The following is a 26,318-nucleotide window of genomic DNA, read 5'->3' on the forward strand; positions in this document are numbered from 1 at the left end:
GATGGTATGTTAGCTTCACATACCGTTGGTATGTGAAATGGACCGAAGGGAACGGCATGACCCTCACGAGCTTCTACCCGGTCGTCTGCACCGACCGGATCGCCGAGTCCCACGACTTCTACCGGCGGTTCTTCGGCTTCGAGACGACCTTCGAGGCCGACTGGTACGTGAGCATGCGACGGCCGGAGCCGCCGCACTACGAGCTCGCGCTCGTCGACCGCGCCCACCCGACGGTGCCGGAGAAATACCGTTCCGCGGTGCGAGGGCTGATCCTCAACTTCGAGGTGACCGACGTCGACGCCGAGCACGACAGGCTCGTACGGCAGGCGGGGCTCCCGGTGGAGCTGACGCTGCGCACCGAGGATTTCGGCCAGCGGCACTTCATCGTGGCCGCGCCCGACGGCGTGCTCGTCGACGTGATCACCCCGACCGAGCCGTCCACCGCCTACGCGGAGCAGTACGCCCTTCCCTGATCTAGGACGCGCCCCGTGCGGACTCCCCCGTCGGCTCCCTCGCGGGTTCCCTCGGGGAAGACCTGGCCAACCGCCTGCCGAGACGTTGAGCGGGGGCCTCGATCAGGCGGTGGGTCAGGTAGCAGAGCGGCACCAGGGCGAGGAAGAACAGCGGAAGATTCGGGCTCACCCCCAGCAGGAGCGGGTGCAGCAGATAGAGGGAGAAGCTGATCACCCCGAGGTGGGCGAGCCACCGGGGGAACGACCTGCGCCGCAGCGCGAACGCGGCCGCGAAGAAACCCGCCGCCAGCAGGAGCGCCGGCGCCCAGCCGGGGTCGTCCTTCGCGAGGACCCCACAGGCCAGCACCGTCAGCACGGTCACGATGGCGGTACGCCACCGGATCGCCCCCTGTTCCGCGCGGTACACAGCCGTACCGGCGAACATCATGGCCAGCACGATCAGGCCCTGCCACGCGCCGATCCGGCTGCCCAGCACCACCAGCGCCACCCCGAGGAGACCACCGGCCACCGCGGCGGCCGTACGCGTCCCGCCCGCCGCCCGCGCCGACACCACGATGACCGCGACCGTCGCGACCCCGAGAACCGCCGCGACCAGGTCGGCGCGGCCACCGATCACCGGGCCCGGAAGCAACAGCCCCAGGAGGACCGCCGAGATCGCCAGGATGATCGCGGTCGCGGCCGACCGGTGCGCCCGCCCCGTGCTGAACAGCCCGGCCGCCATCAGGTAGAACGCCATCTCGTACGAGAGCGTCCACATCACGCCGATGACGGCGGGCACGCCGAGCAACTCCTGCAGCATCGTCACGTTCCCGAGGACGACGAGGGGAAGGGGGCGCGCACTCAGGCCCGGGTGCAGGGCGAACGTCCCGGCGTAGGCGAGCAGGAGGGCCAGGCCGAGCGCGACGAGCAGCAGGGGCAGCAGGCGGAAGGTCCGGCCGATCCAGAAGGCCCGCAGGTCACCGCGCCGTTCCAGGGAGGCGGGGATGATATAGCCGCTGACCAGGAAGAACACGAAGACGCCCCAGGTGCCGACGTCGATCCTGCGATCCACCTCGGCCCAGAGGTCCGGGATGAACGTCCAGCCGGAGTGGTGCAGCGCGACGGCGAGCGCGGCAGGTCCCCGCAGGGCGTCCAACCAGGCCAGCCGTGAGGGGATCGAGGCCATTCACCCGACTGTAGGCGATAGACACACTTTCCCGGACATCACCCGATCCGCTACTCCGGACCTCGGAGAGATCAGCACGAAGGCGGCGCAACCCTCAACAAGGGGGAGTAAGTAGTACGGCCACCGCTACATCTTACAAAACAGGCAAAAATGATAAAACCGGCCAGTTGCTCCGTACCGGAGAAACAACTCCACGATCACCTTGCGAAGGGGCGCCGATAGCCGCCCTCGGACGATTTCACCAGAATCCGCATTCTTGATCTGGTGACGAGGAATCGCGCGACATTATGATTCCTACGAAGCCTCGCGGCGGCACCACATATCAGGACCGCGCCGCGTCGAGCGGTCTTCGGCTGGACGGAGAGATCCATTGACCCGGCAGACGAAGTTGGTCATGGCGATTGTACTGATCATGCTTTGTATCGGCGTCGGCATTTGGAGCTGGTATCTGTTCCAACTGCCCCTCGAAGAAGCGGACAGCAGGTCCAGCGTCCTCTCGGGCTTCGCCAGCGTCGTCTTCGGAGTGTTCGGCCTGATTTTCGGGTTCCTCGCGATGCGCAGGCCACCGGAACCGCCCGCCACCCCACGTCCGCGCGGGCGTGCCACGAAATCCACCCCTGAATCACCGCCCGGCTCACGGTCGGTCCAGATCGGCGGAGACGTTCACGGCCCGGTCGTCACCGGTGATGACAACATCATCGGGAAATAAGCGGATCACCGATGCCGGACCCCCGCCCGCCCGATCGCCCGTCGGTCGCCGTCAAAGGAAACGTCCTTGGCTCGATCATCACCGGCGACAGAAACACCCTCATATTCGGCAGTTTCTCCAAGCGCCAGCAGAGGGCGATCTGGTCTGTCCTGCTCGCCATTCTCATCATCGGTTCCGCCACCATCATGATCATCATCGGCGACCGGGACGAGAAGGGGCGCCCGCCGCCGGTGCGCACCGGCGCGTACACGGTCCTCCTGCGCGGCAGCGCGTTCGGAGGCGCGACATTCGATCAGCAGGGCGAGCTGCGCATCCGCGACTCAAGCAGCCACCCGCCCTATGAATGGTGCCTCAAGGTGGGCAATCCATGGGGGGCGCCCGCGTACGGCGCCCTCTGGTTCGGGACCGTCGGCACCTGTTTCGACGGTGGGCTCGACGAAACGGTCGCACGTATCCAGGAAAAGGACGGAGAAACCCGCATCTCACCCGATGCCTCGCCCTCGGCGCCCGGACAGAGTGGGAACTCCTTCACCGCCACATCCGGACTCGCCTCAGGCGTTTACATACCCGACCGCGGCGAGGTGCGCTTCCGCGCTTCGGGCTCCAAGCTCGAAGGCACGATCAGTCTTCAGGGACTGCAGGGAACCGGCGAGAGCTCGATAGGCATCTTCACCGCCACCTTGAACGCCTCGCTCGTCTCCGACGACCCGGAAGCGGTGATCTCCTCCCCGGTCCAGCCGGTACCGTACGGCGGCCCCACGGACTCGACCTCAGGAAAGGGAGGTGCGAAAACCAAACGCTACGCCATAAAGACCGTCGTCTCCTTCAGCCAGCGGGAAGGCGATCCACGGTCGATCAAGGACGCCCGGGCACGCTTCGCCGGTGCCGTCCTCGTGATAAACACCGGTGAGGGCGGCGACTTCGTCTACGATCCCCCGGGATCCCGGACCGATGTCTTTCCGGTCACCGGAAAGGTGATAAACGCCGAGTCCGTATACATTCTGGCCGGCCAACGATCGTCGAAGGACGCGACCACCAAGGCCGTGGTCGGCGGAACGCTGGATCTCAGCGGAAACGAACCCAGCGTCAGACTGACCCTCACCACCACCACGACCGAGACCACCTCGTACGAGGCGGAAGCCGTGTTGCGGGAGCTGGACGACGACTGATCGCGCTCACGCCGCCGCCCTGGTCGGCCCCGGCCGGGGTGGACGGCGTCCTCAGCGGACGAGCAGACGGATCGGCACGCGGGCAGAATCAAAAGATGACCTTCACGACTCCGCCGAGAAGCGCCGCCTGGCGGCATCTCGACGCACGCGACGGCTTCGAGGTCGCCTACTTCCAGCCCTCGGACGACGGCCTGCGCGTCGAGGGCTGCACGACGGCGGTCGAGGACGGCCAGACCTGGATCGTCGGCTACACCATCGACCTCGACGCCGCCTGGACCACGCGAAGCGCACGGATCACGAGCCGGTCGGCCTCGGGAGCCCGGCAGACCGTCCTGGAGGCCGACGGCGCCGGCCACTGGCGCGTCGACGGCGAACCCGCCTCCCACCTGGACGGCTGCCTGGACGTCGATCTGGAGTCCTCGGCGATGACCAACACCTTCTCCGCGCACCGGCTGGGCCTGCGCGTCGGTGCTCGGTCGGCCGCCCCCGCCGCCTACGTACGCGCCATCGACCTCACCGTCGAACGGCTTGAACAGGACTACGTCCGCGTCGCCGACGAGGGCTCCCGACAGCGCTACGACTACAGTGCCCCGGTCTTCGACTTCGCCTGCCGCCTCGTCTACGACGAGTCAGGCCTCGTGCTCGACTACCCCGAGATCGCCGTACGTGCGGCTTCTGACCAGACCCGTACGGCGGACACGACCGCAGACGTACGAGGTCTTCTACCACTACAGCGCGACAAAGGACATTCATGAGCCCCATACCCCCGCAGGCCGTCGTTCTCGTCACCGGGATCCAGGCTGCGGGGAAGTCGACCGTCGCGCAGATGCTGGCCGAGCGGTTGCCGCGCTCGGTGCACGTCCGGGGCGACCTGTTCCGCCGGATGGTGGTCAACGGCCGGGCCGACATGACGCCCGACCCGTCCGCCGAGGCGGTGCGGCAACTGCGGTTGCGGTACCGGCTGACGGCGGCCACCTGCGACGCGTACGCCGAGGACGGGTTCACGGTGGTCGCCCAGGATGTCGTCCTCGGCGACCACCTCGCCGAGATGACCGGGCTCATCCGGCGGCGGCCGTTGTTCGTCGTCGTGCTCGCCCCGCGCCCCGAGGCCGTCGCCGCCCGCGAGGCGGCCCGGGGCAAGGACTCCTACGACCGGTGGACCATCGACCTCCTCGACGAGGGCCTGCGTACCACGACCCCCCGCCTCGGCCTCTGGCTCGACACCTCCGACCAGACCCCCGAGGAGACCGTGGACGAGATCGTCGAACGGGCGGGGGCCGAGGCCGAGGTTCGGTGATCGGTCAGACGCTCCACCCACGGTGGTCGGTCGGACCCTCCACCCACGGTGGTCGGTCGGACGCTCCACCCGCAAGGTCGCGACGTGGGGAGGCGTCACGGTTTTCTTCGGGGGCCGTGAAGCGGCTCCCCGGCTTCGAGGCGTTCGACGTAGTCGGCGATCCTGCGTGCCCTGGTCTCGGCCTTCCTCGCTTTCTCGACGGTGAGCAGGATCTGGTAGCCGTTGCTTCTGCTGAGGGCGGCGAAGGCGGCCGCCGCGGCGGGAGAGGCGTCGAGCGCCGCCCGCAGGTCGGGTGGGACCTCGGCCGTGCTCGCCGGGGCGTAGGCCGCGGCCCAGCGGCCGTCGGCCTTGGCGAGCTCGATCTGTTCGAGCCCGGCCGCCCGCATCCGGCCCGCCGCGACGAGCTTCTCGACCTTGGCACAGTTGATCTTCGACCACGAGCTGCGGGCCCTGCGCGGGGAGAAGCGCTGGGCCCACCAGCCGTCCGGCGAGTTTCCGGAGAATGCCTTGCCGTCGATCCAGCCGTAGCACAGGGCCACGTCCAGGGCCTGGGACCTGGTGACCGAGGGCACCGGCGTCCCCTTCTTCGGCAGGGCGACCCAGACCTCGTCCGCGGTCCGGTGGTTCGCCTCCAGCCAGGTGGCGAACTCCTCGACCGAGGCGAAGCGCAGGTTCTCGTCCGTCATCGAACGCCCTCGACGTGCAGACCTCCGGTCGTGACCTCGGCGGACCGGCTCCGCTGTTCGGCGGCGGCCTTGACCCGCTCCAGGGTCTTGTGGATGCCGTCGCGCAGTTCCTCGGTGTGCCCCTCGTAGCCGCCGAGCGCCAGGTTGGCGAAGGACGCGGTGCGCTTCCGCTGCCCGGCGCTCTGCCCGGAGACGTCCCACCGCTCGGTGAGAAGGGTGCTGCCGCCGTCCTGCTCCAGCCGGTAGCTCCAGCGCACGCCGTTGGTGGCGGTACGGAACGCGAAGGACTTGCCCGGCTCCGCCTGCTCGACCTCGTTGGTGGTGACCCAGGTGACCCAGCCGCGGCGGTTGATCCCGACGAAGCGTGCGCCGACCCCGCGCCTGCCACCGATCCAGAAGCATCGACGGCATTCGGGACTCCACTGTCCCATCCGCGTCACGTCGCTGATGAGGTCCCACACCACGTGCGGATCGGCGTCGATCCAGATCGACACCTCCTCGGGCTCGTAGCCCTCGGGAAGCCCGTTCGCGGCCTTCGCCTTGAGCTTGGCCTCGGCCTTGGCCGCCGCCGGCGCGCGCCGGGCCCCGTCGCGCCGGGCGCGGCGCAGTTCGGCCAGGTAGGGGTAGTGGTCCACCTGCATGGTGTGGCGCTTGGACGTCACGTAGCGCTTGGCGAGCCTCTCCTTGTACCGGTCGATCTCCCGGCGCATCCGCTCGGGCGAGGGCAGCGCGGCGCTGCCATCCAGCAGGTCGGCCACCCAGTGGGACTGCGCCTCGGACAGCACCGTGGTCGCGCCCAGGGGCTGGAAGAGGCCGATGAAGTACAGGCCGGGGTGGTTGGGGTCAACCACGCGGTGGAACAGGGAGACGTCGTTGTCGGTGGGGGCGATCACGCTCTCGTCCAGGAACGGGAAGTTGATCTTGTACCCGGTGCTGTAGATGACCGCGTCGATCACCTCGCTGCTGCCGTCGACGAAGTGCACCGTGTCACCGTCGAAACGGGCGATGTTCGGCTTCACCGTGATGTCGCCGTGGCCGAGGCGGGGCAGCAGGGACTCGGAGACGGTCGGGTGGGAGTTGAACAGCTTGTGGCCCGGCTCCGGCAGCCCGTAGTCGGTGACCTTGCCGACCGTGAGGCGCAGCAGGCCCGCCATGATCCACCGCTGCATCTCCCTCGGCAGCACCGTGGTGAGGAAGGGGCTGATGAGGTCGTCGCTGGGCTTGCCGAACATGAACTTGGGGAAGACGTAGCCCCCGCGGCGCATGGCCATGAAGGTGCGCTCGGAGACGGTGGAGGTCTCCACCGCGATGTCCGACGCCGAGTTGCCGAGGCCGAGCACGAGCACCCGCTTGCCGGCGTACTCGTCGGGGACCTTGTAGTAGTGCGAGTGGGTCTGGATGCCCGTGAAGGTGTCCGCGCCGGGGAAGGCCGGCTCGGGGTAGCGGGGGGTCGAGTGGTGTCCGTTCGCCACCACCACCGCCCGGTAGTGGCGGGTGGTCTCGGCGCCGGTGTCGCGGTTGCGCGCGGTCACGTGCCAGCCGCCGCCCTCGGCCGGTTCGACGCGGGTGACCTCGGTACGGAAGATGATCGCGTCACGGAAGCCGAAGTGGTCGACGAAGTCGTCGAAGTAGCGCGCCATCTGGTAGTGGGTGGGATAGGCCGGATAGTGGTCCGGCATGGGGTAGCTGCGGTACTCCGTCAGGTGTCGGGAGGTGTTGATGTGCAGCGACCGGTAGCCCGAGGACAGGCCGTTGTCGTTGAGATAGCGCCAGTTGCCCCCGATTTCGGAGCCGGCCTCGTAACAGTCGAAGGCGATACCGCGCTCGTGCAGGACCTGACAGGTGGCGATACCTGATGATCCCGCTCCGATAATACAGACGTCCTCCATGATTCCCTTCCTTCTTGGGATCGGTTTCCCGGTCGCACCCACCTCACCGTGCCGCTGCGAAACACGAGGCCATATCCCCGGGTTTCGCGTCACCCTTTCACTCAACCGTCCACGGCGTTTACGTTTACCTGCGATCAGGTTATGCCGGTAACACCTTTCGGACAACGGACACCCCATAAGGGTTGCTTATTGAGTAACAGAACAACCTCTTATTGGACTCGCGACGCCCCTGCTCATCATGGGTGGCGAATTAAGGTCGCCACGGAGCCTGATCGATGCGAGAGAGACCCCTTATTGCGACGTCATTGCCCGCCCGCGACCACGGACGTAGCCTCGTGATCGGAACATCATCCATCACCTATCCGGCGCCGGGAAAATCTCCCCTCATCGAGACGGCCCCTGCGTCGCAGAAAGGAAAAACGATGTCCGTCACTTATCCCGAGGCGAAACTGGACGTGCGTTACAGCGAGCCGGGGGTGGAGCCCACGTCGTGGCAGGAGACCCTGGGCGTGCTGGAGACGGCCGAGCTTTTCTGGCTGACGACCGTCCGCGTCGACGGCCGCCCCCATGTGACCCCGGTGGTCGCGGTGTGGCACGACGACGCCATGTACTTCACCACCGCTTCGATCGAGCAGAAGATGCGCAACCTTGAGCACAGCGGAAAGGTCGCGCTGACGACGGGGAACAACCTCTGGACCAAGGGACTCGACATCGTCGTCGAGGGCACGGCCACCGAGATCACCGCCCCCGAGGCCCTGCCGGGGATCGTCGACGCCTTCGACGCGAAGTACGGCGCGCACAACAGCTGGAGCCTGGAGCTCATCGACGATGTCGCCCAGGTCGCGGGCCACCCCGCGATCGTGTTCCGCGTCGAGCCGGCCAAGGTGCTCGCGTTCGGAAAGGAACCGCACGCGCAGACCGGCTACCGCTTCACCGTCTCCCCGGCCTGACGGCGATCGCTACGCGTCCGAACGTCGGCGCCCAGGGCGTCTTGCGGAACGTCGGCGATCCCGGCCTCTCACGGAACGTCGGCGAGCCCGATGTCCCACAGGAGGCCGACAAGCCCTGCCTCTCACAGGAGGCCGACACGCCCGCGTCTCACAGGACGTCCGCGAGCGCGGCGTCGAAATCGACGTGCCGGAACGTGAAGCCCGCCTCGCGCAGGACCCGCGGAACCGCGCGCAGGCTGATGAGCGCCAGCTCGTCGGCCGATTCCCCGAGCACGGCACGCACCACCGCCTTCGGTACCGGCAGGTACACGGGCCGATGGAGTGCCCGGCCCAGCGCCTTGGTGAACTCGCCGTTGGTGACGGGTTCCGGCGCGCACAGATTGACCGGTCCAGAGATGTCCGGGTTCTCCAGGAGGAAGCGGATGGCGGCGACCTCGTCCGGCAGGCTGATCCACGCCACGTACTGCCTGCCGTCGCCGAGTCGCCCGCCCACTCCGAGCCGGATCGGCGGCCTGAGCAGGCTGAGCAGGCCGCCGTCGGACGACAGTACGAGGCCGGTGCGCAGCAGCACGACCCGGCTGCCCGCGTCGCGCGCCACCGTGGTCGCGGCCTCCCAGTCGACGACCATCTCGGCGAGGAAGCCGCGGCCCAGGCCCGACGTCTCGTCGGCGACGTCGTCTCCGGTGTTACCGTAGAAGCTCAGGCTGGACGCGTTGAGCAGGGTGGGGATGCCGTACTCGGCGACGGCTTCGGCGAGCGTCCTGGCAGGCTCGATGCGGCTGGCACGGATGCGTCGCTTCCGCTCCGCGTTCCAGCGCCCCTGGACCGACGAGCCACACAGGTTGATCACGGCGTCGACGCCGTCGAACGCGTCTCGCGGAATCGTGCCGGATGGGGGATCCCATCGGTGCTCGTCCTGCGCCGCCGGTTCGCGTCGTACGAGTCTGCGCACCTTGTGGCCCGCTTCGCGAAGCTCGGAAACGATTGCCCTGCCGATAAGACCGGTTGATCCCGCGACGACGATCAGCATATGAACCACATTACTTCGCCCGCATTGTCGCGCGTCAATACGGCACCGAGACCGACAGCGGGGGCGATAACCTGATCCATATGGATGAGCGCGACGGAGTGGAAATCATCGCCTTCTCGGACGCCGAGGCGTTCGAGAGCTGGCTTGCCGAGAATCACACACGCCACGAGGGCCTGTGGGTCAAATTGGCCAAGAAGAAAACGGGTATTCCAACGGTCACTTCCGACGAGCTGGTCGATGTCGGATTGTGCTACGGCTGGATATCCGGGCAGCGACTGTCTCTCGACGAGCGGTACTACCTGCAGAAGTACGTGCCGCGCCGCCCCAGGAGCCTGTGGTCGCAGGTGAACGTCGACAAGGTCGCGATGCTGACCGCCGAGGGACGGATGCGCGAGCCCGGCCTCGCCGAGGTGCGCAAGGCGCAGGAGGACGGGCGGTGGGCGGTGGCGTACGAGTCACAGAAGACCGCGACGGTGCCCCCCGATCTCACGGCGGCGCTGGACGCGGACCCGGATGCCAGGAAGGCGTTCGAGGCGCTCGACAAGACCGGACGTTACCTGGTGATCCTGCCGTTGCTCCAGGCGCTCACGCCGGAGAACAGGAAGGTCCGTCTCGACAAAATCCTCGAAACTCTCGCAAAGAGCGAAAAATCGCGATAAGTCATCGCGAGCAAGCTTGGGCGCCGTCCGAATCCGGCCACCCCTCGACGGTGGGACGGCGTTCCCTCGCCAGTGGGACGGCGTCGCGCTCGCACCTCTTCACATCTAATATGCTGTGCTGCGAGTGACAGGGAATCAGGGAGACCAGACGTGATAGGCGACGACGACATCTCCGGGTGATACCGGAAGTGACCGGCCACCGGCGGGCGCGTAGGAGCGCCGGCGCCGTGGCCACCTCTGTCGTCAGCCCATCGATCCCCGCCGGGCGGCTCCGACGCGCGCCCGCGTCCCATACGAGGTCTCTCGCATGTCCGATGCGTTCATCATCTGCTCGAACCTTTCCTTCTCCTGGCCCGACGACACCCCGGTCTTCCAGGACCTGTCCTTCACCGTGGGCACCGGCCGTACCGGCCTCGTCGCACCGAACGGCGCGGGGAAGAGCACCCTGCTCAAGCTGATCGCCGGGGAGTACCGGCCCGGCGGCGGAAGCGTGTCCGTCGAGGGCGTGCTCGGCTACCTCCCGCAGACCCTGCCGCTCACCGGCGACCTGACCGTGGCCGAGGTCCTGGAGATCGCTCCGGTGATCAGGGCCCTGGACGCCATCGAGTCCGGAGACACCGACGAGGAGCACTTCACCACGATCGGCGACGACTGGGACATCGAGGAGCGCACCCGTGCCCAGCTGGACCGGCTCGGCCTCGGGGAGATCTCCCTCACCCGGCACCTGCGCACCCTCAGCGGTGGCCAGATCATCTCTCTCGGCCTGGCGGCACAGCTGCTGAAACGGCCTGACGTCCTTCTGCTGGACGAACCGACCAACAACCTCGACCTGGACGCGCGCCGCAAGCTCTACGACGTGCTGGAAGACTGGAACGGCTGCCTGCTGCTCGTCAGTCACGACCGGGCGCTGCTGGACCGCATGGACCGCATCGCCGAACTCGACCGGGGCGAGGTCCGCTCCTACGGCGGTGACTTCACCGCCTACGAGGAGTCCGTCCGGGCCGCCAGGGAGGTCGCGGAGAAGAACGTCCGCAACGCCGAGCAGGAGGTCAAGCGGGAGAAGCGGGAGATGCAGCAGGCCCGCGAGCGGGCGGCCCGCCGGGCGAGCAACGCCGCCCGCAACCTCAAGGACGCCGGCCTGCCGAAGATCTTCGCGGGAACGATGAAGCGCGACGCCCAGGAGTCGGCGGGAAAGGCGAACGAGACCCACGCGGCGCGGGTCAACGACGCCAAGGCCCGGCTCGACGAGGCGGGCCGGGCACTGCGCGACGAGCAGAAGATCACGCTGGAACTGCCCGGCACCAACGTCCCCGCGGGGCGCACGGTCTTCCTCGGGAGGGGGATGCGGGTCCACTACGGTGAGCGGGAAGTGTTCGCGGGAGAGGGCGCCGACCTGACGATCCGGGGACCCGAGCGGATCGCACTAACCGGCTCCAACGGCACCGGCAAGTCCACCCTGCTGCGTCTGATCAACGGTGACCTCGAACCGGAGGGCGGTCAGGCCAGGCGGGCCGACGGCCGGGTCGCCTACCTGTCCCAACGGCTGGACCTGCTCGATCCCGGCCGCACCGTGGCGGAGAACTTCGCCGCGTTCGCCCCCGTGATGCCGCAGGACCAGCGGATGAACCTGCTCGCCCGCTTCCTGTTCCGTGGCGCCCGCGCTCACCTGCCGGTCGGGGTGCTGTCCGGCGGTGAACGCCTGCGCGCCACCCTGGCCTGCGTGCTGTACGCGGAACCGGCACCGCAGCTACTGCTGCTGGACGAACCGACCAACAACCTCGACCTGGTCAGCGTCGGCCAGCTGGAGAGCGCACTCAGCGCCTACGAGGGCGCGTTCGTCGTGGTCAGCCACGACGAACGCTTCCTCGCCGAGATCAGGATCGACCGCTGGCTGCGGCTCTCCGAAGGCCGGCTGCTGGAGACGGGACCCCCGACGGACTGAACGGTCCTCGCCTCCACGTCGTCACACCGGCTCCGTCGACCGGACCTTCTCGACCTCGTCGGCGGTGCCGCCCGCTCGGGCGGCGCCGCCCACTCCGGCAGGGACGTCCTCCTGATCGGAGCCGTCCCCATCGGCGGAGGCGCCTTCCCGAGCCGAACCCTCCGCGTGAGCGGGACCATCCGCATGGCCGTCCGCGTGAGCGGGGCCGTCCGCTCGGGCGGGCAGGAGCAGGGCAGTGATGATCACGATCACGGACAGCGCCGCACCGATGATGAAGGCCAACCGCATACCGCCGAGGGTGGCGAGCACCTCCGTGGCTCCCTCGGATCTCAGGGCCCCGGCTCGCGCGCTCATCACGGTGATCACGAGCGCGGTACCCATCGCCGCGGCGACCTGCTGCAACGTGCTCAGGATCGAGCTGGCGTGGGAGTAGAGCGGCGGCGGGACGGCCCCGAGCCCGAGGGTGAACACCGGTGTGAAGGCCAGGGCCAGACTCACCATCAGCAGCGCGTGCAGACCCAGGAGCTGCCAGAACGGCATCGTCATCGTGATCTGGGTGAAGCCGGTGAGCGCGACCGTGATCCCGATCGCGCCGGGGACGACCAGCACCCGGCCACCGAACCGGTCGAACAGACGGCCGACGACCGGACCGAGCAGGCCCATCGCGAGACCGCCCGGCATCACGAGGAGCCCGGTCTGCAGGGCGCTGAGCCCACGGACGTTCTGCAGGTAGAGCGGCAGCAGGATCATCGAGCCGAGCATCGCCATGAAGGAGACCGACATCAGGATCAGCGCGACCGTGTAGGTGCGGTATCGCAGGGTGCGCAGGTCCAGCAGCGGCACATCGCGCTTCTGCAGCGACATCTGGCGGAGGACGAAGACGAGAATGGCGAGCAGGCCCGCCGCAGCGATCGAGACGGCGACGGCGATGTCACCGCCCTCGAACCTGCTGAGCCCGTAGACCAGACCGCCGAAACCGGCGGCCGCGGTCACCACGCTCAACCAGTCGATGGTGCTGACCTCGGGCTCCCCGACGTTCTTGAGCTGCCTCAGGCCACCCCATGTGATCAAGGCGGCGATGGGGAGCACCACGGCGAACAGCAGCCGCCAGGACCCGAAATTGAGGATCACTCCAGAGACCGCCGGACCCATGGCGGGCGCGACCGAGATGGCGAGGCTGACGTTGCCCATCACCCGGCCCCGCTCCGACCTGGGCACCACCTGCATCAGCGTGGTCATCAGCAGCGGCATCATCACGGCCGTCCCCGACGCCTGGACGATGCGGGCGCCGAGCAACACCTCGAACGACGGCGCGACGGCGGCCAACGCCGTGCCGAGCAGGAACAGGCCCATCGCGACGGTGTAGGCGCTGCGGGTGGACACCCGCTGCAGGAACCACCCGGTGATCGGGATGACGGCGGCCATGGTCAGCATGAAGGCGGTCGAGAGCCACTGCGCGGTCTGCTCGTTGATGTGCAACGCGTCCATCAACTGCGGGATCGCGTTAATCATGATCGTTTCGTTGAGGATGACCACGAATGTGGCGAGCACCAACAGCCGGATCACGGGCGGGGTGCGACCTGAACCAGCGGTCGCGGACTTGGCTGGTGAATCGAGCTGGAGGCTGGACACGGCTCCTCAATCGGGGTTGTCGAACAAGAGATCGGTGTCGTCGAACACGACGCGGTCATGGCTGGCGTCCCAGCCTCAGGTCTCGCAAGATGTTGCGGTCATGCAGAGTTTGACCCACACCACCGACAAAACTCATCGGTCGCCCCCAGCATTCCCGCGAACAGTGCGACATGTCACCCGATTTTCGTCGGCGAACAACGCCCCGCAGATGACGTGTCGATCGCGACTGAGATGTGATCTCCTTACGCGAAGCTGGCCCCGTGAGCATGGATGAACTGCGTCTTCGCGTTGAGGAGTTGTCCCAGCGGTTCGGGATCAACCCACCTGACGTGGTCCACGGCGAACCGCCCCAAGGAGCGGACTGCATCCTGAAAAGACGCGGCAAGAACTCCCTGATCGTCATCGGAGCCAGCTTCGACACTCTGCCCAGGCAGGTACAGGACGCAGATCTCGCGTGGGCCGTCGCGGCATCCGACCGCACGCGCGTCCGTAAGGAAGGTGTCTCAACTACGGCCTCGCTCGGCTTCGGCGTTGTGGCCGGCCTCCTTATCTCCCTGTTCAGCTCCTCCATCCCCGTCACCGTGGCGGCGCTGATATGTCTCATCATGATCGGAATGCCGATCATGATGAGACAGCAGATCTACGCGCTGGACCGCAGGGTGGCGGAGGTCTGTGGAAAAGAGATGCTCCATCGGGCCCTCACGTACTGGCAGGAGCACCCGCCTCGAATGCGAGGCCTCTACCGGCTCGTGTTGAAGGTGCAACCTTCCATGGCGAAACGAGCCGCCAGGATGGCTCCTGCGAATATGTGAGGGCGACCAGCGCTCCCCACCGCATGAGCGACACCGTCGGCATCGATCACGTCACCACCGTCACGATCGCCGAAGGGCGTGCCTCACCTCCATCAGGGCGAACCCCAGCAGGTTCAGCCCCGGCCACAGCTCCGGCTTCTCGGCTCGTTCGTCATCGGCAGCCAGTCCGATCCCCCAGACACGATCGACGGGGCTCGCCTCCACCAGCACCCGCTCACCGGTGCCCAGCAGGAACTCCCGCAGATCGGCGTTCTGGCCGAACTTCGCGAAGTTGCCGCGGACCACCAGGTCGAAGCGGGCCGCCGTCCACTTCTCCTCGTCGAAGCCCCGTACACGCCGTCCGAGATCCTTGACCTGCCCGGGGTGATCGGCCGCCACGATCGCCGCCGCGCTCTCCTCGTCACCGAACAGCCGCGCCTTGCCCGCCATCATGAAGTGTTCCGCCGTACGGTAGACCACGCCGTCCACCACGAAGTCCGCCGGCCACCACTGCGACAGACACCCGGCCCCGACCCCTCCGGAACGCGGCGGCCGATGCCCCCAGAACATCAGATACTTGATCCGCTCACCGCCCCGGGCCGCCTCGGCCAACCCCGCCACATCACGCGCCTCCACCGCCTTCGCCATGCACGCACCCTCCCAAACCCCCCGTGCCCCGCGCCAACCACTTTCCAAGGTGAAGCCCTCCGGTGACCGCGGCAGGGATGCGCGCCGCCCTGATCCGACGCGGCCCAGGGGAAGTGAGAACGAGTGCTAGCCTGCCCAAATGTCTGCGTACCTGGCGTTGAAACGTCGAGCGGCAGCCTCCGGACGCGCCGGGAAGGCCACGTGTTCGTCATAGATCGTGCGAGATGACCGAGAGAAAAGAGTTGCGCGGCGGCGTGAACGTGGTGCGCCGGTACGGCGATGTCGTCCACCGACCGGCCTCGGCGGCATCACCGACGATCCACCGGCTGCTGCGGCACGTACGCGCGCAGGGCTTCGACGGTGCCCCTCAGCCGCTGGGCTTCGACGCCGACGGCGCGGAGATGCTGACCTTCCTGCACGGGGAGGTACACGAGGCGCTCCCGCCCGAACTGCGTACCCTCGAACTCCTCGACTCGGCGGCCACGCTGCTGCGCCGCTATCACGACGCCGGCGCCACGTTCGCGACCGCTCCCGGCGACCGGTGGTGGCTCCCCGCCCGCTCTCCCGTCGAGGTCGTCTGCCACGGCGACGTCGCACCCTACAACTGCGTGGTGCGCGACGGCCTGGCCGTGGGCCTCATCGACTTCGACGCCGCGCACCCGGGCCCGCGCCTCTGGGACGTGGCGTACGCGGTCTACCGGTTCGCCCCCCTGCACGCACCGAGCAACCCCGACGGCTACGGCGGTCCCATGGAGCAGGGGCGTCGCGCCGCCCGCTTCTGCCGCGTCTACGGCATTCCCGCCGACACGACACTCCTCGATGCCGTCGCCGACCGGTTGCGCGCCCTCATCGACCTCATGCACGACCAGGCGGAACAAGGCCACGAGGCGTTCCGGTCCCACATCGAAGACGGTCACGCCGACCTGTACGAGGCCGACATCCGCTATCTCGACGTGAACCGCGACACCCTGCTCGGTGCCCTCGACGACGAGTGACGGCGCCGCATGCCCTGCCACCGAACGTCGCGGTCCGGCAGGACTTCACGATACGGACCGTGGGGTGAAAACCCATCGTGACGATGGCGTGGTGTATCTGATCCTGGTCGGCGACCTCGGTCTCGTGCTCGCTGTGACGCGGGAGGCTTGTCGAGAGCACTCTCAACCCGAGGTGAAGTCCGCCTACACCGCCGGTGTCCGGACATCGAGGAACCTCGGGACGGGTGTGGACGAGCCACGATGCACCTCTGTTGCAGTACCGAGTTCCGTGACGATTCAGAGTGACCCGAAAACCAGATGAGCATCGGACGCACGAAATGGAACGATCCGGATCATGGCTAAAGGGGCGGTCCTCCAGGATCTGAAGAGAGCACGACGTTCCGGCAGACCCGTGAGGATCAGCCGCGAAATCGACTGCACGGATCGGCTTGATGCCTACGTGGTCGGCATCGGCCGCAAGTGGGTGCTGCTGCACGCCATCTCCGACGAACTCCGTCTCGACGGCCACTCGGCCGTACGTCTGCACGACATCAAGTGCGCGACGCGTTCGGGCTGGGAGGGGGCGGCCATGACCCATCGTGCTCTCGCCTTGCGTGGGGAGTGCGTCCATTCTCCGGCCGGGGGCGACCTTGATTCCACCGCGGGTCTGGTCAAGTCGCTGACGAAGGCGTTTCCTCTCATGGCTGTCTATATCGAGAAGCTCGATCCACATGTCTGCTACATCGGTCGCGCTCACGGGGTCACTCGGAAGAAGCGATTGCGCCTCCAGGAGATCGGGCCGGCGGACTGGGCATTCACCTATTCCATGAACAAGACGACGGACATCACCCGCTTCGACGTTGGCGGCGGGTATATCGATGCCCTCCACATGGTCGGCGGAGATCCGCCGGATTGCCGAGGAACGAATTCCGGCCCGCCGATGCCCCGGCCCTGAGCGGAGATCGGTCACCGTCAGTCGGCCCGGAGGGCGGTGTCAGCCGATCCACGCGCCGGTGGTGAAGTTCCCGGTGTTGATCGCCATGACCGGGATCATGATGGCCATGCTCACCAGCCACACCCAGGGTCTTCGCACCCCCGCGACGCCGATGGCGATCCACAGGGGGAACCAGGTCAGCGAGCCCCGGCCGATCGACATGTAGAACGACGACAGGGTGAGGAAGGACAGCACCTGGGGGGCGATGTACGCGAGCTCCGGCCACCTGCGCCGTACCGCGAGGCAGACGGCCAGCACCAGCAGCACCGCAGCCGAGATGATCTCCTCGTAGTAGGACGTGGTGAGCGAGGCGACGTCGTCGGACATGCTCCAGGTGTTGGCGAGCGCCTCCCACGGCCAGACGGCGTGCCGGCCCCAGAACCGGTCCTGCACCGAGTTGTAGGCCAGCCAGTCGCCGGTGCGGGTCCACTGGTAAAAGCTGTACAGCGCGAGCGGCACACCGGGGAGCGCGAGCCAGGGCAGCAGGCGCCACCCGCCCGGGCGTTTGCGGCCGTTCTCCGCCACCAGGAACATGACGAGCAGCCCGAAAGCCAGGAACAGGCCGGAGATGCGCACCGTGGCGGCTCCGGTGGCCAACAGCGCGGAGTCCTCCCAGCGGCCGTTCCTGGCGAGCAGCCACGCCGAGACGGCCAGGGCGAGGAACAGCGCCTCCGAGTAGCCGGAGTACAGGAACACGGCGAACGGGCTGAGGAACAGCGCCGCCACCGCGTACCGGCCGCTGCCTGCCGCGTACGTCTCGGCGAGCCGCGACAGCGCCACCGCGAGCACCGCGCTGGCCACCAGCGAGATGATCATCGTGGCCAGCCGGCCGTCCTCGACGACCGGCCGCATCATCCTGATCAGGATCGCCATGCCGGGGAAGAACGCCGGCAGCTTCTCGGCGTCCTGCATGCCCGGGGGGCCGTCGTAGCCGAACTGGGCGATGGCGATGAAGTTCTCGGCGTCCCAGCGGGTGAACCGGTTGAGGAAGGGGTCGGTGGTCCGGCCAGGGCCGGCCAGGTAGGCGTAGATCAGCACACCGACGTGCGACAGCGCCCAGAGGAGCAGGGCCAGCCGGTCGCCGGGGTCGGTCAGGAACCTGGGCACCCACCGCCGCCCGGCCACCTCGCCGGTCGTTTCGCCGGAAGTCTCGGCGGTCGTCTCACTGGAGGTCTCGGCGGTCGTCTCGCCGGGACCTGCGCCGGGTTCCGCGTCGGCCGGTTCCCGCTCCGGCTCCGTGATCTCCACCGGTCCGGCGGGCGCGCGATCAGTCACGCGAGAATCCTTATATAGCCGCAAAATCCGGGCAACCGGTTGCCCACAGCATGATCCTTCCGCTCCGGCCCGTCCCCGCTCGTCTCCTGCGAAAACCACTTCCGCCCGGTGGCGGGACGCCCCACCCCGCCGTGAAACTTCCACGCGGTGCCGGCCGCCGTACCCGCCGTGGAAGGGGGATGTCACGCCCTCGTACCGCAGATGCAGAGCGTCCCCTGGTCGGCGTGCGCGAGGTTGTGGCAGTGGTTCGTCCACACGCCGCCGTCAACGACCGGCTCACCTGCCTTTGGAACAGGTTCTAGGCCTTGCGGGCCAGGCCGCCGTAGTAGGTGTGGTACAGCAGGGCGTTCTTGACGAAGAAGCTCGGCTCGGCACGCCACTCGGGGAGCGGGACAAGGCCAGGTTCGACCAGTTCGAAGTCGCCGAAGTACTCCGTGATCTCGTCCGGGGTGCGCCAGCGGCCGGTGCCGAGGTTCTCGTTGAAGAGCTTCTCGACCGTCGTGGCCTGCTGGGACGCCGCCGGGTGCGCCTCACCGGGATTGCAGAAGTGCGAGATCGCCACGAAGCTGCCGGACACCAGCGGGGCGCGCAGCGTGGCCGCCACTCCCGCGGGATCGTCGTCGTCGTGCAGATGGTGCAGGATGCTCAGCATCAGCAGCCCCACCGGCTCACTGAAGTCGATGAACCTCTTGATCTGGTCGTTCTCCAGGATCGACCGTGGGTCGCGAGCGTCCGCCTGGATGACCGTCGTGCTGTCGTCGGCGGCGAGCAGCGCGCGCCCGTGGACCAGCACCATGGGGTCGTTGTCCACGTAGACCACCCGGGCCGCCGGATCGACCTCCTGCGCCACCTGGTGCACGTTGCCCTGGGTGGGCAGGCCGGAGCCGATGTCGATGAACTGCCTGATCCCCCCCTCGGCCACCATGTGGTGCACGACCCGCCGCAGGAAGGCCCGGTTGTCCTGCCCTGCCTGCTGGGCTCCCGGGGAGATCTTCATCGCCGCCTCGGCGACCTGCCGGTCGATGGCGAAGTTGTCCTTGCCGCCCAGGAACCAGTCGTAGACCCTCGCGATGCTGGGCTTCGTCGTGTCGATCTCCGCAGGCAGCTGACCCTTGTTCAGCGTCGTCTCGTTCCCATCTCCGCCGCGTTCGGACACCTCGCCACCTTCGCTTCGATCGGGGTCCCGCTTGATCGCGGGAGACTTTGCAGATAATAACGCTGAATCCCTCTAAGAGCAGTATGTAGCGACAAGCTCACCCATAAGCGCTGAAATCGTGATGCGCTCATAGCTCTAAGAAAACCGCGAATCGCTCAATCAGCCGGTTTTCCCCATACGTATCGTCGGCCTCTGCGCGATCGAGGTCATGGTGTCGCGCACCTGTCCACCACCTCCGTGGACGCGCCCCGCGTAGGGGCGGATGAGTCCGCGCGACACCCGGCGGTCGCCCCTGACCCCGACGAGCCCGACGAGCCCGACGAGCCCGACGAGCCCGACGAGCCCGACGAGCCCGACGAGCCCGACGAGCCCGACGAGCCCGACGAGCCCGACGAGAAGGAGCGTGCCCCACCGCGGAAGGTGTCGTGACGGCGCCGAGCGGGTTGTGGGCCATCACAACGAACGTCCTCCCAGTGTTGGTGTGCGGGCCTAAGACACCCGTCGCACGCTCTGGCAGCCTCGATCTCAGCGGTTGAACGGAATTCGCCGAACGATCCGGCCGCGTCTTTTCCGGCCAGGTCAACAGTGATTTCCGGCTGCATATCCAGAAGGAGGAGATCGTGGGCTTCGAGGAGCGGAACGCACCCGGCGGCGGATGGCCTCGCCCCGTGATCCCCCGAATCGGGGCTCGGCTCAGTTACGCCCTCCACCCTTTCCTCGCCGCGAATCCCGTGTACCGGAGGGTCGGCGCCTGGCTCGAACGCAGGCAGCGGGCCTATCGCTGGTTCACCCGCGCGGAGCGGGTGGCGAAGGAACAGCTGTACGGATGCCGCATGTGTGGTCAGTGCGCGTTGCCCGACACCGGCTACACCTGCCCGATGACCTGCCCGAAGCAACTGCGCAACGGCCCGTGCGGCGGGGTGTCCGCCTCCGGCCGCTGTGAGGTCCATCCCGATCTGGTCTGCGTCTGGGTGACCGCGATCGAGCGGGCGCAGGGCGGCGGGCACGGCGCCGACCTCGACCTGCTGCAGCGTCCGGTCGATCACCGCGCGTGGGACCGCAGCTCGTGGGTGAACTACTGGCAGGGCCGCGATGACGGGCTGGGGGTGGCGCCCGGCCCGGATGACCCCCGCCCGCTGCTGCGGCGCGAGCTGGGGTTGAGTCCGCGATGAGCGCCGAGCCGGCGGGAGGTGGGCTGCGCGCCGCGTTCGCCGCCGACAGGTTCGCCGTCACCGCCGAGATCGGCCCGCCCAGAGGGGCCGACGCGGAGGCGGTCACCCGTAAGGCGGAGCTCCTGCGGGGCTGGGTCGACGCCGCGAACGTCACCGACAACCAGGGGGCGAACGCCCGGATGTCGAGCTTGGCGGGCAGCCTGCTCGCCCAGCGCGCCGGGGTCGAGCCGGTGATGCAGCTGACCTGCCGCGACCGCAATCGTCTCGCCCTGCAGTCGGACCTCCTCGCGGCCGGTGCCCTCGGCATCCCGAACGTGTTGCTGCTCACCGGCGACCACCCCCGGTTCGGTGACCATCCCGAGGCCAAGCCGGTCTTCGACCTCGACGGTGTGCAACTCGTCTGGACCGCGCGAACCCTGCGGGACGACGGCGTACTCATCTCCGGCAGGGCCGTCTCCCCCCGTCCGGCCTGGTCGATCGGCACGGTCGAGAACCCGTTCGCGCCTCCGCTGGGGTTCCGGGCCCGCCGGCTGGCCAAGAAGGTGGCCGCGGGTGCGGAGTTCGTCCAGACGCAGTACGTGTTCGACTTCGACATATTCGAACGGTGGATGGCCGACCTGCGGGATCTCGGCGTCACCGAACGCTGCAAGATCATCGCCGGCGTCGGCCCCATCCGCTCGCTGCGCGCCCTGGAGTACATGCGCACCTCCGTCCCCGGCGTGCATGTTCCCGACCACGTCGACCGAAGGCTGCGCGGGGTACCCGCCGACCGGGTCGCCGAGGAGGGGATCCAGATGTGCGTGGAGACCGTGCAGCGGCTCGCCACGATCCCCGATGTCGCGGGCGTCCATCTCATGGCGCTCGGCTACGAGCACGGCGTGCCCGACATCCTGCGGCGGGCCGGTGTCCCCCGGCCGCCGACCGCGCTTTCCGATCACAACCGCAACCACTCCATGGAGGGCATCGGTCATGCTCGTTGACTTCCGGCCTCACTCCAAACTCAGCGGCACGAGTTCCCTGGACCTGATGACCTCGCTCGCGCCCGTCGTCGAGGCGTTGCGGGAGGGCTCCACGGACCTCGACAAGGTCCGGTTCGTGTGCGACTGGGTCCAGTACAAGTCGAACTTCCGCGAGGTGGTCGACGTTCGGCCGATCCTGCAGTGCCCGCAGCCGAGCGCGAGGCCCGGCCCCGCCATCGTGCCCCTGGGCGCCAGGGACGACGCCGTGGAGATCGCCGTCGACGTACGGCGCAGTGCCGTCATCTCCCTTGAGGAGGTCACCGCGGCGCTGCGGCGGGGGAGCGCGAACGGCCGCGTCCTGCTGGAGGACTGGGGTCCCGGCAGCCGCAGCTGCGTCTGGGACTTCAACGCCCGCTACTGGAAGGACCTGGACCTGTGGGAGAAGTCCACCGGACGGGGGTACGAGCAGGCGCTGCCGGGCGGTGAGAGTGACGCGCACAACCGCGACGCCGCGCGCGATGTGATCGGTGACCTCTTCGAGGTCTGGGATGCGCTGGCCAACGGCGACGCCCTGCCCGAGGAGCTGTACGTCGTCGAGCTCGGGGTGGGCAACGGCAGCCAGGCGAAGGTCTTCCTGGACGAGTTTCGCGCCCTCGACGCCGGGCACGGGCGCGGCTACTACCGGCGCCTGCACTACATGATGTGCGACTACTCCCAGCATGTGCTCGATCTGGCCCGCGAGGCGGTCGATGAGCATCGGGCGCGGATCAGCTCGTTCGTGCTCGACGCGACGGCGCCGTGCACCTCGCTCGGCTTCCTGAAGTACAAGGTCTTCCTCGTTTACATCTCCAACGTCTACGACAACCTGCCGACCGACGAGGTCGCCCAGCTGGGCGGCCGAACCTACCGGGTGGAGACCCGCGCCTACCTCGACGACGCCACCGTGACCGAGCTCGCCGAGTCGGTGGGGGCCTCGGTGGGCGAACTGCCGGCCCTGGTGCACAGGCTGCTGCGGCTGGGGCCGGGGCTGCTGGCCGAGACCGACCCCACCCGCTTCGCCGACGTGGACGCCGCCGTCTCCTTCTGGCGGACGGTGTGGGGCATGGTCAGGCTGGAGGAGCGGTACGTCCCGCTGGCCGGCCTCGACCTCTACTCCCTCGCGCCGTCCATGAGCGGGGAGCTGCTGCGGCCCCTGCTCGAATCCGGCGCCGACATCCGCATGCACGTCAGCAACGGGGCGGTGGCGAGCTTCGCCGACAGCCTGCGGCTCCTGCATCCGTTCGGCAGGCTCGTCTGCCACGACCTGTTCGTCACCGACGTACACGCCTATCGGACCAACTTCCGGGGCCCGGGGAAGTACGAGGGGTCCGTCGTCAACTGGGTGAACGGGCCGCTGCTGGCGCATGTGGGCCGGCGTAACGGCTTCGACGTGCACTACGCGCCCTTCGCCCATCGGGCGGGCGGGAACATCATCACGATGACGGCGCAGGTGAGGGACTGATGTCCGCGCTCCACCAGGCCGACCTCATGGGCCGCCTGCCCCTGCTCCCCACCAGCGTCGTGGGCTCCTACCCGGTTCCCGAGTGGATGGAGCGGTTGAAGACCGACTACTACCGCGGCCGGATGAGTTACGCGCAGCTCCAGGACCTGCACGACATGGCGATCAAGGCGGCGCTCCGGGACCAGGAGATCGCCGGCATCGACATCGTGTCCGACGGCGAGCTGCGCCGTGACAACGACATCGACTACTTCCTCGCCAGGATGCCGGGCATCGACATCCCGCGGACGTCGAAGGACTTCTACTTCGACTACTACGAGGCCAGGGTCGTCGAGCGGCTGCCACCCGCGGCCACGGCACCGCTGATGCTGGCCGACGACTTCTCCTTCACCACCGAGCAGACCTCCGATCCGGTCAAGTTCTCCTTCACCGGGCCGTTCTCGCTCTCGCGGCGGGTGCGGAACGAGGCGTACGACGATCCCGGCGAGCTCGTGATGGCGATCGCGCGCGTGCTCAACGCCGAGGCGCGTGCCCTGGCCGAGCGCGGCGCCCGGCTGCTGCAGATCGACGAACCCTTTCTGGCCGGCTACCCCGGCGAGGTGGAGACGGCGATCAAGGCGGTCAACGTCGTCACCGAGGGCGTCGACGTCACCTGGGCCCTGCACGTCTGTTACGGCAACCGCTACGCGCGCCCCTCGTGGGAGGGCCACTACGACTTCCTGTTCCCCGCCGTGCTCGACGCCGCCGTGGACCAGCTCGTCCTGGAGTTCGCGCGCAAGGGGTACGCGGATCTGCCGGTGATCGACAAGTTCGGCTGGGACCGCACCATCGGGCTGGGCGTCATCGACGTCAAGTCCTCCGACGTGGAGACCCCGCAGGCGGTCGCGTCCAGGATCCGGAGCGCGCTCGACCTCGTTCCCGCCGACCGGCTGGTCGTCAACCCCGACTGCGGGCTGCGGAACGTCTCCGCGCCCGTCGCCAGGGCCAAGCTCGCGGCCATGGTCGCCGGCGCCGCCATGGTGCGGACCGAACTGACCGGCGCCGCCACAGCACGGACCGAACCGACCGGCGCCGCCCACCACCTGAACCCGCTCGAACCATCGCCCGAGGAGCCTGAGCAATGACCCAATGGGGAATCGACGACGACTACGTGTTCACCTCCGAGTCGGTGACCGAGGGACACCCCGACAAGATCGCCGACGCGGTGTCGGACGCCGTGCTGGACGCGGCACTGACCCTTGACCCCCACTCCCGGGTCGCCTGCGAGACCCTGATCACCACCGGCATGGTCGTCCTGGCGGGGGAGATCACCGCCCCGCGGTCGCTCGACTACACGCAGATCGTCCGGGACACCGTGAACGGGATCGGGTACGACGACGGGGCCTACGGCTTCGACGGCCATTCGTGCGCCGTTCTCGTGGCGCTGGACAAGCAGTCACCCGACATCGCGCAGGGCGTCGACCTGGCGCACGAGCATCGCCGGGACCGCTCCGGCGACGAGTTCGACCGGGCCGGCGCCGGTGACCAGGGAATGATGTTCGGCTACGCCACCGACGAGACCTCCGAGTTCATGCCGATGCCGATCGCGCTGGCGCACCGGCTGTCCCGCAGGCTCGCCGCGGTCCGCAAGGACGGGACCCTCGGCTACCTGCGCCCGGACGGCAAGACGCAGGTGTCGGTGCGCTATCAGGGCGACGTCCCGGTCGGCGTGGAGCAGGTGCTGATCTCGACCCAGCATGCCGAGGAGGTCTCCCTGGAGCGGATCCGCGAGGATCTCTGGCGGCACGTCGTCACCCCTGAGCTGCCGGCCGAGTTGTACGACGCCGACGCGCTCCACCGGAGCCTGCTGGTCAACCCCACCGGCAGGTTCGTGATCGGCGGCCCGGTGGGTGACGCGGGACTCACCGGCCGCAAGATCATCGTCGATACCTACGGGGGATTCGCCCGGCACGGCGGCGGCGCCTTCTCCGGCAAGGACCCCTCGAAGGTGGACCGGTCCGCCGCCTACGCGGCGCGTCACGTCGCCAAGAACGTGGTCGCCGCCGGTCTCGCCCACCGGGCGGAGGTGCAGGTGGCGTACGCCATCGGGGTGGCCCGGCCGGTGTCGGTGCTCATCGAGACGTTCGGCACCGAGCGGGTGAGCCGTTCGCTGATCCGGACGCTGGTGGCCGAGCACTTCGACCTGCGACCCGCCGCCTTCCGTGAATACCTCGGACTGCACAGTCCCATCTACCGCCAGACCGCCGCCTACGGACACTTCGGGCGTACGGATCTCGACCTGCCGTGGGAGCGGACCGATCGGGCCGACGCGCTCCGCCGGGCCGCCGCGCTGTCCGCCGACGCCGTCCCCGCGACGCTGTGAACGGGACGGACCCCGACGTCGGCCGGCTCGTCGTGTCCTGCACCGACCGGCCGGGCGTCGTCGCCTGTGTCTCGTCGTTCCTGTACCGGCGCGGAGCCAACATCGTGCAGTCCGACCAGGACTCCACCGGGCCCGCGGGCGGCCGGTTCTTCCTGCGCATCGTGTTCCACCTGCCCGGACTGGACAAGGAACTGCCCCGGCTGGAGCGCGAGTTCCGGCAGGAGGTCGCGGCGCGGCTCGACGCGGACTTCCGGTTCCGTGCCGCCTCCGTGCCGACCCGGGTGGCGCTCTTCGTCTCGCGCTACGACCACTGCCTGCTCGACCTGCTGTGGCGGGCCCGCCGGGGCGAGTTGCCCATCGAGGTGTGCCAGGTGGTCTCCAACCACCCGGACCTCGCCGATGAGGTGTCCTCGTTCGGGGTGGCGTTCGAGCACATCCCGGTGACCAGGGCGACCAAACCGGAGGCCGAACGGCGCCAGCTCGACCTCCTGAAGGGCAATGTCGATCTGGTGGTCCTCGCCCGCTACATGCAGATCCTCTCGGGTGACTTCCTGGACCGGATCGGCGTACCGGTGATCAACATCCACCATTCCTTCCTGCCCGCCTTCGCCGGCGCCGGGCCGTACGAGCAGGCGAAGGAGCGCGGCGTGAAGATCATCGGAGCGACCGCGCACTACGCCACCGAGGAGCTCGACGAGGGGCCGATCATCGAGCAGGACGTCGTCCGGGTCTCGCACCGCGAGAGCGCGCGTGAGCTGACGCGGCGCGGCGCCGACATCGAGCGGACCGTGCTGGCCAGGGCCGTGACCTGGCACTGCGAGGACCGTGTCCTGGTGAACGGCCGCACCACGATCGTCTTCTGACCCCGTCGGCCCGCAACAGAATCCA

The 26,318-nt window shown here is 68.2% G+C and carries 26 protein-coding genes; 18 read left to right on the forward strand and 8 right to left on the reverse strand.

Annotated features, from left to right (window positions below):
• Positions 1-56 precede the first annotated feature (56 nt).
• Positions 57-473, forward strand: a complete 417-nt coding sequence (locus tag ACFY3D_RS05885; protein WP_389975646.1) for a VOC family protein — start codon at positions 57-59, stop codon at positions 471-473.
• A 1-nt stretch (position 474) separates the two neighbouring features.
• Here ACFY3D_RS05885 and ACFY3D_RS05890 read toward each other — a convergent pair whose 3' ends face one another.
• A complete protein-coding gene (locus ACFY3D_RS05890) occupies positions 475-1,638 on the reverse strand; it encodes an acyltransferase family protein (protein ID WP_389975398.1) in 1,164 nt (387 codons plus the stop codon).
• Between the two features lie 394 nt (positions 1,639-2,032).
• Here ACFY3D_RS05890 and ACFY3D_RS05895 point away from each other — a divergent pair, with 394 nt between their 5' ends.
• The 4 genes from ACFY3D_RS05895 to ACFY3D_RS05910 all read left to right on the forward strand — a co-directional run bounded on the left by ACFY3D_RS05895 (position 2,033) and on the right by ACFY3D_RS05910 (position 4,813).
• Positions 2,033-2,347 carry a hypothetical protein gene (locus ACFY3D_RS05895; RefSeq protein WP_389975401.1) on the forward strand — a complete coding sequence of 105 codons (315 nt, stop codon included), beginning with the start codon at positions 2,033-2,035 and terminating at the stop codon, positions 2,345-2,347.
• Positions 2,348-2,358: 11 nt separating this feature from the next.
• Entirely contained in the window at positions 2,359-3,516 is a 1,158-nt protein-coding gene (locus ACFY3D_RS05900; protein ID WP_389975404.1) for a hypothetical protein, read from the forward strand.
• A 95-nt stretch (positions 3,517-3,611) separates the two neighbouring features.
• Positions 3,612-4,271 (forward strand): putative glycolipid-binding domain-containing protein, encoded by a 660-nt coding sequence (locus ACFY3D_RS05905; RefSeq protein WP_389975407.1) that lies wholly within the window; start codon positions 3,612-3,614, stop codon positions 4,269-4,271.
• Positions 4,268-4,813, forward strand: coding sequence for an AAA family ATPase (locus ACFY3D_RS05910; protein ID WP_389975410.1), 546 nt, complete (start codon positions 4,268-4,270; stop codon positions 4,811-4,813). The genes ACFY3D_RS05905 and ACFY3D_RS05910 overlap by 4 nt, the downstream gene beginning before the upstream one ends.
• 95 nt (positions 4,814-4,908) lie before the next feature.
• Here ACFY3D_RS05910 and ACFY3D_RS05915 read toward each other — a convergent pair whose 3' ends face one another.
• Both ACFY3D_RS05915 and ACFY3D_RS05920 read right to left on the reverse strand, forming a co-directional pair.
• Positions 4,909-5,499 (reverse strand): YdeI/OmpD-associated family protein, encoded by a 591-nt coding sequence (locus ACFY3D_RS05915; protein ID WP_362926282.1) that lies wholly within the window; start codon positions 5,497-5,499, stop codon positions 4,909-4,911.
• On the reverse strand, positions 5,496-7,388 hold the full coding sequence (locus ACFY3D_RS05920; RefSeq protein WP_389975414.1) for an NAD(P)-binding domain-containing protein: 1,893 nt from the start codon (positions 7,386-7,388) through the stop codon (positions 5,496-5,498). The genes ACFY3D_RS05915 and ACFY3D_RS05920 overlap by 4 nt, the downstream gene beginning before the upstream one ends.
• A 422-nt stretch (positions 7,389-7,810) precedes the next feature.
• Between ACFY3D_RS05920 and ACFY3D_RS05925 the strand changes: the two genes are divergently transcribed.
• The gene (locus ACFY3D_RS05925) at positions 7,811-8,338 is read left to right on the forward strand and encodes a pyridoxamine 5'-phosphate oxidase family protein (protein ID WP_350942276.1); all 528 of its coding nucleotides are present in this window, start codon (positions 7,811-7,813) and stop codon (positions 8,336-8,338) included.
• A 148-nt stretch (positions 8,339-8,486) separates the two neighbouring features.
• On the opposite strand, the gene ACFY3D_RS05930 is transcribed toward ACFY3D_RS05925, so the two are convergent.
• The gene (locus ACFY3D_RS05930; protein WP_389975417.1) at positions 8,487-9,368 is read right to left on the reverse strand and encodes a TIGR01777 family oxidoreductase; all 882 of its coding nucleotides are present in this window, start codon (positions 9,366-9,368) and stop codon (positions 8,487-8,489) included.
• Positions 9,369-9,448: 80 nt separating this feature from the next.
• On the opposite strand from ACFY3D_RS05930, the gene ACFY3D_RS05935 reads away from it, so the two are divergent.
• Together ACFY3D_RS05935 and abc-f are read left to right on the forward strand one after the other, a co-directional pair.
• Entirely contained in the window at positions 9,449-10,027 is a 579-nt protein-coding gene (locus ACFY3D_RS05935; protein ID WP_389975421.1) for a YdeI family protein, read from the forward strand.
• Positions 10,028-10,334: 307 nt separating this feature from the next.
• Positions 10,335-11,969 carry a ribosomal protection-like ABC-F family protein gene (gene abc-f, locus ACFY3D_RS05940; RefSeq protein WP_389975424.1) on the forward strand — a complete coding sequence of 545 codons (1,635 nt, stop codon included), beginning with the start codon at positions 10,335-10,337 and terminating at the stop codon, positions 11,967-11,969.
• 21 nt (positions 11,970-11,990) lie between these two features.
• Here the strand turns inward: abc-f and ACFY3D_RS05945 are convergent, their stop codons facing one another.
• Positions 11,991-13,535, reverse strand: coding sequence for an MDR family MFS transporter (locus tag ACFY3D_RS05945; protein WP_389975427.1), 1,545 nt, complete (start codon positions 13,533-13,535; stop codon positions 11,991-11,993).
• Between the two features lie 326 nt (positions 13,536-13,861).
• Between ACFY3D_RS05945 and ACFY3D_RS05950 the strand changes: the two genes are divergently transcribed.
• A complete protein-coding gene (locus tag ACFY3D_RS05950; RefSeq protein WP_389975430.1) occupies positions 13,862-14,413 on the forward strand; it encodes a hypothetical protein in 552 nt (183 codons plus the stop codon).
• Between the two features lie 60 nt (positions 14,414-14,473).
• Here the strand turns inward: ACFY3D_RS05950 and ACFY3D_RS05955 are convergent, their stop codons facing one another.
• Positions 14,474-15,040, reverse strand: a complete 567-nt coding sequence (locus tag ACFY3D_RS05955; RefSeq protein WP_389975433.1) for an NADAR family protein — start codon at positions 15,038-15,040, stop codon at positions 14,474-14,476.
• 224 nt (positions 15,041-15,264) lie between these two features.
• On the opposite strand from ACFY3D_RS05955, the gene ACFY3D_RS05960 reads away from it, so the two are divergent.
• Positions 15,265-16,035 (forward strand): phosphotransferase, encoded by a 771-nt coding sequence (locus tag ACFY3D_RS05960; RefSeq protein ID WP_389975436.1) that lies wholly within the window; start codon positions 15,265-15,267, stop codon positions 16,033-16,035.
• Between the two features lie 391 nt (positions 16,036-16,426).
• Positions 16,427-16,969, forward strand: coding sequence for a hypothetical protein (locus tag ACFY3D_RS05965; protein ID WP_389975439.1), 543 nt, complete (start codon positions 16,427-16,429; stop codon positions 16,967-16,969).
• A 39-nt stretch (positions 16,970-17,008) separates the two neighbouring features.
• Here the strand turns inward: ACFY3D_RS05965 and ACFY3D_RS05970 are convergent, their stop codons facing one another.
• Complete coding sequence (locus ACFY3D_RS05970; protein ID WP_389975442.1) at positions 17,009-18,283, reverse strand: mannosyltransferase family protein; 1,275 nt, start codon at positions 18,281-18,283, stop codon at positions 17,009-17,011.
• A gap of 298 nt (positions 18,284-18,581) precedes the next feature.
• On the reverse strand, positions 18,582-19,439 hold the full coding sequence (locus ACFY3D_RS05975) for an SAM-dependent methyltransferase (protein WP_389975445.1): 858 nt from the start codon (positions 19,437-19,439) through the stop codon (positions 18,582-18,584).
• Between the two features lie 237 nt (positions 19,440-19,676).
• On the opposite strand from ACFY3D_RS05975, the gene ACFY3D_RS05980 reads away from it, so the two are divergent.
• From ACFY3D_RS05980 to purU, 7 genes are all read left to right on the forward strand, one after another.
• The gene (locus ACFY3D_RS05980; protein ID WP_389975448.1) at positions 19,677-19,868 is read left to right on the forward strand and encodes a hypothetical protein; all 192 of its coding nucleotides are present in this window, start codon (positions 19,677-19,679) and stop codon (positions 19,866-19,868) included.
• 302 nt (positions 19,869-20,170) lie between these two features.
• Complete coding sequence (locus ACFY3D_RS05985; protein WP_389771107.1) at positions 20,171-20,611, forward strand: methylenetetrahydrofolate reductase C-terminal domain-containing protein; 441 nt, start codon at positions 20,171-20,173, stop codon at positions 20,609-20,611.
• Positions 20,608-21,591: a methylenetetrahydrofolate reductase gene (locus ACFY3D_RS05990; protein ID WP_389975451.1), complete on the forward strand. Its 984-nt coding sequence runs from the start codon at positions 20,608-20,610 to the stop codon at positions 21,589-21,591. Before ACFY3D_RS05985 ends, ACFY3D_RS05990 begins: the two co-directional genes overlap by 4 nt.
• Positions 21,581-23,071, forward strand: coding sequence for a hypothetical protein (locus tag ACFY3D_RS05995; protein ID WP_389975454.1), 1,491 nt, complete (start codon positions 21,581-21,583; stop codon positions 23,069-23,071). Before ACFY3D_RS05990 ends, ACFY3D_RS05995 begins: the two co-directional genes overlap by 11 nt.
• Positions 23,071-24,192, forward strand: a complete 1,122-nt coding sequence (locus ACFY3D_RS06000; RefSeq protein ID WP_389975458.1) for a hypothetical protein — start codon at positions 23,071-23,073, stop codon at positions 24,190-24,192. The genes ACFY3D_RS05995 and ACFY3D_RS06000 overlap by 1 nt, the downstream gene beginning before the upstream one ends.
• Complete coding sequence (gene metK, locus ACFY3D_RS06005; protein ID WP_389975461.1) at positions 24,189-25,430, forward strand: methionine adenosyltransferase; 1,242 nt, start codon at positions 24,189-24,191, stop codon at positions 25,428-25,430. The genes ACFY3D_RS06000 and metK overlap by 4 nt, the downstream gene beginning before the upstream one ends.
• Complete coding sequence (gene purU, locus ACFY3D_RS06010; RefSeq protein ID WP_389975464.1) at positions 25,427-26,293, forward strand: formyltetrahydrofolate deformylase; 867 nt, start codon at positions 25,427-25,429, stop codon at positions 26,291-26,293. Before metK ends, purU begins: the two co-directional genes overlap by 4 nt.
• The last annotated feature ends 25 nt before the right edge of the window (positions 26,294-26,318 follow it).

This window comes from Streptosporangium sp. NPDC000509, from assembly GCF_042898365.1.
Taxonomy (GTDB): Bacteria; Actinomycetota; Actinomycetes; order Streptosporangiales; family Streptosporangiaceae; genus Streptosporangium.